The following is a 5,787-nucleotide window of genomic DNA, read 5'->3' as shown; positions in this document are numbered from 1 at the left end:
GCGCTCCGCCGCCGGGCGTTCCGACGCTTCCCGTCCCGGCGCCGACCCCGTCGCGAGGCGGCGAGATCGTCGCCCCGCCCGGCTTCACCGCCCGGGGAGTCCTGACCGGCGGCGGCGAGGCTCTGCGCCAGGCCGCCCGCAAGAGCGGCTGCACGCAGGCCGACATCGTCAAGCTGACCAAGGCCGAGCGCGAAGCCTGCGCCGAAGCCCTGGGCGCCAAGAACAAGAACGGACCGGCCCTGTACGCGGCGATCGACCCCGACAAGAAGGCCGCCTTCGACGGCGACTGCAAGAAGGACGACGACTGGTGCCTCTACCGGTCCGGCAAGGGGCCGTATCCTGGCCTGTTCGCCCTGGGCAAGAAGCGCAAGTCGCCGGGGTGGGACTAGACCCAAAAAGGGCCCCGCCTTTCGACGGGGCCACGAGTTGGGGGAGAAACGGCAGGCGCGTGATCCCGGACGAACCGCGCGCCTGCCCCGAAGATCCCGAAGACAGCGGCCCCATCCCGGAGGATGCAGCCGCTAGGGATCACCAGGCCTTGCTGACGGTGAAGAGCGCCAAACGCTCGGCCATCAGGCCGGTCGGCCCCTTGGCCTGGGCCTGACGATCGTGCAGCAGGTTCTGACCGCTGACGGCCAGCTCGATGCCCATGGGCGCCATATAGGCGACCCGGCCGGCCACGGTGGTGTAGGCCTTCACTTGCTCCAGCGCGGCGCCGTTCAGGGTCATCGCCTTGCTGATGTGGTGCACATAGCCGTCCACGGTCCACTTCCCGCCGGTCCAGCCCAGGGCCAGGTTGCTGCGGTACTTGGGCGTGAACTCGGCGAAGGTGCTCCGGCGCAGCAGAAGCACGGCATCGGTGACCGAAGGTTCGTTCTTGACGTCGGTATAGGTGGTGTCGGCGCTCCAGTTGAAGCCCTTGCCGAACTTGCCCGAGGCCGAGACCTCGACACCCTTCATCTTGGAGTCGCCGACGTTCTGGTAGAGCGTGGCGCCGTAGGTCGTCGGCGTGGGTCGCACGTCGATAATCGACGGATTGGAGCTGGCCTTCACGTCCTGGGTGGTTTGCGTGAAGAATTTCACCCCCGCCCGAGCCCGGAGCGGCGCGAAGACGTGGTCATAGGCCAGCTCATAGTTGGCGACGATCGACGGCGAGATGTTCGGATTGCCGGAATTGATAGACCCCGAGCCGAGAGCGCCGGTCGGGTCGAACACCAGCCCGCCCAGTTCAAACAGGGTGGGAGCCTGGACGCCGCGGGCAAAGGTCAGCCGCAGGTTGTCGGCCGGGGTGACCTTGTAGACCGCGCCCAGATTGATGCTCGGCTCGCTGATCGTCCTGTCCCAATCGGCGTTGGTGAACGCATAGCCGACGGGAAGACGGCCGGTGCGCTTGAGTTTCAGCCTGTCGTAACGGGCCGCGGCGGTGAGGGAGAGCTTGTCGTTGACCACCCAGTTCCACATGGCGGACGGCGCCAGCACCGTGTAGCTGACCACGCCGCCGGCGAACGGCGAGGTGTCCATCTCGTTGGAGCGGTGTTCGAGACCGACGCGGACGGTGTGGGCCGTGCCGATCTTGAACAGATCCTGCACGCTGGCCACGGTGATCCGGTTCACATAGCGGCGACCGGGCGTCAGGGCGTCCATGTTGTTGTGATAGACTTGGGCCTGCAATTGGCCGATGCCGGTGTCGGATGACAGCGTGGCCTTGACGGAGTTGGTCTGGTTCCGCTGGTGGCCGAACGAGTAGATGGAGTTCACCTGGGTCCCGGCCAGGTTGGAATAGGATCCCTCCAACCGCAGTTCGGTCTTGGACGCCAGTTGCACGATGGCGTCGACATTGGCGCGGGTCGACTGCGGGTCTTGAAGCAAGGACGCCGGAACCGCCGCCGAGGTGCTCTTCCACTGGTCTTGCTTCTGAGCGCCGGCCGAGAGCCGCATGAAGAAGCGGTCGCCGATGTGCATGGTCTGCACGGCCGAAACGCCCGCCGCGCCGTTATTGCCGGCATAGGCGGTGACCGAGTTCACATCGTCGAGCTTGGGGTTGTAGGTGATGATGTTGACCACGCCGGAGACGGCGTTGAAGCCGAACAGCGCGCTGTTGGGACCGCGGACCACTTCGATCTGGCGGATTTCCGACAGTTCGACGGGCAAGGAGGTCCAGTCGGTATAGCCCTGGTGGTCGAAATAGACCTGGCGGCCGTTGATCAGCACCAGCAGGCGCGGCGAGCGGGCCTGATCGTAGCCGCGGACGCCGACGTCCGAGTAGCCGGCCGCGTAGGGCAGGATGTCGACGCCGGCCACGCGGCTGAGGATGGTCGGAATGTCGATGGCGCCCGAGCGATGGATGTCGGCGGCGCTGATGATGGTCATGTCGACCGGCACCTCGGTGGAGCGCTGCGGCGAGCCGGTGGCGCTGGTGGTCACCGGTTCGTTGAACATCTGCTCCATCGCGCCGTAGTCGATCGACTGGGCGTGGGCGGCGGTGGCCGCCAGGGAGAGGGCGAAGGTGGCCGAAACGCCGGCCAGGAGTGTCTTTTTCATGATTGTTTCTCTGGGCTCGAGCTGGATCAGACTTCGCGGATCATCATGCGGAAGGCGGCCTTGAAGACCGCCCCGACCGCTGCTGCGGCGGCGCGGTTGACGATGATCTCCACCTTCGGATCGGCAGAGACGCTCATCACGCAGGCGCCGCTGGTGGCGCAGGAGGGATCCGAGCCGATGGTGATCAGTTTCTTCGCCTTGGCGGCCGCGCCGACATTGACGCCGGTGGTGACATAGAGGGCGGCGACGCCGCTGACGCCCGAGACGGCCGAGGCTTCGACCGGCTTGCCGGTCAGGGTCACGGCGCCGGCGCTCATGCCGCCGCCGATGGCGGCCATCACGGCGTTCTTCTCGGCGACCGAGGCGGGCTTCGACGGATCGAAGACCACGCCCAGCACCGCTTTGCCGGTGGGACCGTTTTCCAGGAAGGTCAGGGCGCGACCGGCGACCTGTACATCCTTTGCGGCGTCAGCGTGGGCGATGCCCAACGGCGCCAGCACCAAGGCCATGGCGCAGAGCGCGACGGCGCCCCGGATATTTCTTTTCGACATTTTCTATCCCCTGCCCGAGTTTCTTCCGGGCTTCACGAGGGACTGACTGTGGCCTGAAGCGTAAACACAACCGTAACAGTGTCATATAACTGTGATATGCATATGGGATCTTTTGTTACTTTTGATGCTTATGTACTTATATATTCCAAATACATTCTCATAATTTACCAGAACTACTGGCGTTATTGGGTGCGACAATATGGCCACTTTGCCTAGAGTTTGCCTGAGTGAAGTTAAAATTTCCCAATCTAAACCTATACAGAACTGTCTAGTCCTGGAAATTGCCGCGCCGGTCCAAGATCATTTCTGAAGGTTCGAACACTTGTTGGAACAGACAGTCCGACGACGGACATTTTGTCGCAACGGAGCGAAAAGGCGGTCGCCACGCCCGATCCGATGCGTCGCGCGGACGGAGTCGAGGGCGCCTCGTGAGGCGACGAGGACCCTGATAGCCGGAAGTCTTGGGAAGTGGTGCCGCTTACAGGACTCGAACCTGTGACCCCCTCATTACGAATGAGGTGCTCTACCAGCTGAGCTAAAGCGGCGCGCTTCGTCTTCGGGACCGGTCGAAACGGGCTCGGAAGACACTGGTGTTCCCGTCGCCAAATCACCGACCCGACGCGAGGAGGGCCTATTTAGCGGCGCGAGGGCCGCTTGCCAAGCGTCGGCGTGAGCCCGTGTTGCGGCGAGGCGCCGGACCGCCGTTTTCGGGTTCCGACGGCGGGGCTGGATCGAAGCCGCCAGAGCCGCTTCCCGGTCCGATGCCCGGGTCGTCGGGAATGGGCATCAAGGCTCCGCCCGCCTCGGCCGCTCGCACGAACGGCGTGGATTCCGCATAGGCCGACGGCAGTTCTGGCAGTTCGCTCATCGTGCGCTCGCGGCGCTCGAACCGTGGATGGATAAGATCTCCGGTCTCGGCGTAGCTGACCGTCAGCCGGGCCCAGTCTTCCCGGGCATAGGCGAAGGCGCGCCCCTCGGGGTCCAGATCCGACCAATCGGGCTCCTGCGGCGCGGCGACGCCCCGGGCGACCCAGGCGCGGGCCTCGTCGGGTTCGCCGTTGGCGTAGGCGACCCGAGCCATCAGGCCGGCAAGTCTCGCCGTCAGCGCTTCCTCAGGAAGAAGACGGGCGGCGGCGCGGGCGGCGATCGGATCGCCGCCGATCAGAGCGCTCTCGACCTTCAGCAACCGGCTTTCACGGGCCTCGGGCTTCAGATTGGCCAGGGCGGCCAGGCGAGCCGCGCGCAGCTTGGGGGTCTCGCTGGTCTTCAGGTCGCGATAGGCCAGCCACAGGGCCGGGTGCGGGGCCTGCTTCCAGGCCGCCTCGATCAGGGCTCCGGCCTTGGCGGCCTTGCCGTCGGCGGCTTGCAGGCGCGCGGCCATCACCACGCCCGGCGCGAACTCGAGCTTGAGCTTGGCGGCCTGGACGGCGAAGTCGAGCGCCTGGGCCAGGACCTTGGGGTCGTCGGACTCCTCCAGCCCGGCGGCGGAGGCGGCCAACAGGGCGGCCCGCGCCCGTTCGGCGACCAGGGGCGGGACAATCTTACGCTCCAGCGCGCCCTGGACCAGGGCCAGCGCCGCCTTCCAGTCGCCGGCCTCCAGCCTGGCCTCGAGCAAGGCGCGCCAAGCCCAGCGGGCGGTCTTGGCCAGGCCGTAGGCGGTCTCGGCATGCCTGAGGGCCAAGGCCTTGTCGCCCTCGGCCAAGGCCGTCTGCATCAGGCCCCGCAGGCCCGCCAGGCGCATCTCGGGAAAGCCCAGCATGGCGTTGTAGGCCTGGCGGGCGGCGACATGGTCGCCCGCCGCCTCGGCGGCCTGGGCGGCCAGGACGCGGACCAGGGCCGGCGCGTCCTCGGCCAGTTCGGACGCCTTCTGGGCCAGGCGTCGGGCTTCCGAACCATCGCCGGCGGCCACGGCCAGGAAGCCGCGCGACAGGGCCTCGACGCCCTGCTTGCGCTTGGCCTCGGCGCGAGCCCGGGCCGCACGTTGCGGCGCCTCGACCACCCAGAGCAGGCCGCGCCATAGGATCGTGGCCAGAAGGGCGGAAAACAGGGTCAACAGAGCGGCGGTGGCGGCGGTCATCTCGACCCGCCAGCCCATCCAGTCGAGACTGGCCGCGCCCGGCTCACCGGTCAGGGCGACCATGGCCACGGCGAGGGCGGCGACCAGGAAGAGGACGATCGACGCGCGGATCATGGCGCCACCGGCGTAGGCGGCGGCACGGCGGACGCCGGGGAATGGGGCGGGGGCGCCTCATAGGCGGGCTTGGCCTTGGACCCCGTCGCCTGGATCAGACCGGCCAGGGCGTCGGCGCGGATCGCGGCGATGTGACGATCGATCTCGACCCGCCGCTCGGCGGCGGCGCGCCAAGGCGCCAGCACGGCCTGGGCCCCGGTCGGCAGGCTTCCCAGGGCGGTCAGCGCCCCTTCGATATCGCCCTCGTTCAGCAGGTTTTGCGCGCGCGACAGAACCGCGTCGGGCATTCCGCCCTGCGTCGAGCCGACTTGGCGGATCGAGACGATGCTGGACAAGGCGTGTCGCAACCGGGCCAGGAAATCGGCATTGCGGCCGGGGTCGCGAGCCGAGACGGCGGCGCGGGCGGCCAGGGTCTCGAACTCGGCGGCCAGGCCGGCGCGGGTGGGCGCGCCGTCCTGAGCCAGGCGAGCCAGGGCCCGCAGATCCGGCGACAGGGGCAAGATC

General features: G+C 67.4%; 4 protein-coding genes, 1 tRNA gene and 1 pseudogene. 1 reads left to right on the top strand and 5 read right to left on the bottom strand.

The window, feature by feature from the left end:
* A pseudogene (locus WAL33_RS04920) lies at positions 1–389 on the top strand (hypothetical protein); the annotation flags it as partial.
* A 139-nt stretch (positions 390–528) separates the two neighbouring features.
* Here the strand turns inward: WAL33_RS04920 and WAL33_RS04915 are convergent.
* From WAL33_RS04915 to WAL33_RS04895, 5 genes are all read right to left on the bottom strand, one after another.
* Positions 529–2,541: a TonB-dependent receptor plug domain-containing protein gene (locus WAL33_RS04915; RefSeq protein ID WP_422179062.1), complete on the bottom strand. Its 2,013-nt coding sequence runs from the start codon at positions 2,539–2,541 to the stop codon at positions 529–531.
* Positions 2,542–2,567: 26 nt separating this feature from the next.
* Positions 2,568–3,092 carry a hypothetical protein gene (locus tag WAL33_RS04910; RefSeq protein ID WP_422179061.1) on the bottom strand — a complete coding sequence of 175 codons (525 nt, stop codon included), beginning with the start codon at positions 3,090–3,092 and terminating at the stop codon, positions 2,568–2,570.
* Between the two features lie 469 nt (positions 3,093–3,561).
* A tRNA-Thr gene (locus tag WAL33_RS04905) sits at positions 3,562–3,637 on the bottom strand.
* Positions 3,638–3,723: 86 nt separating this feature from the next.
* Complete coding sequence (locus WAL33_RS04900; RefSeq protein ID WP_422179060.1) at positions 3,724–5,283, bottom strand: heme biosynthesis HemY N-terminal domain-containing protein; 1,560 nt, start codon at positions 5,281–5,283, stop codon at positions 3,724–3,726.
* Positions 5,280–5,787: COG4223 family protein (locus WAL33_RS04895; protein ID WP_422179058.1), on the bottom strand; the 508-nt coding region annotated here is incomplete at its 5' end. The genes WAL33_RS04895 and WAL33_RS04900, both read right to left, overlap by 4 nt.

It is taken from the genome of Caulobacter sp., assembly GCF_049283275.1.
In the GTDB taxonomy this organism is placed as follows: Bacteria; Pseudomonadota; Alphaproteobacteria; order Caulobacterales; family Caulobacteraceae; genus Caulobacter.
This window is presented reverse-complemented; position numbering and strand designations above follow the sequence as displayed.

Coding starts and splice junctions, on each gene's coding strand:
- WAL33_RS04915 (WP_422179062.1), bottom strand. CDS start 2,541: ATGAAAAAGACACTCCTGGCCGGCGTTTCGGCCACCTTCGCCCTCTCC.
- WAL33_RS04900 (WP_422179060.1), bottom strand. CDS start 5,283: ATGATCCGCGCGTCGATCGTCCTCTTCCTGGTCGCCGCCCTCGCCGTG.
- WAL33_RS04910 (WP_422179061.1), bottom strand. CDS start 3,092: ATGTCGAAAAGAAATATCCGGGGCGCCGTCGCGCTCTGCGCCATGGCC.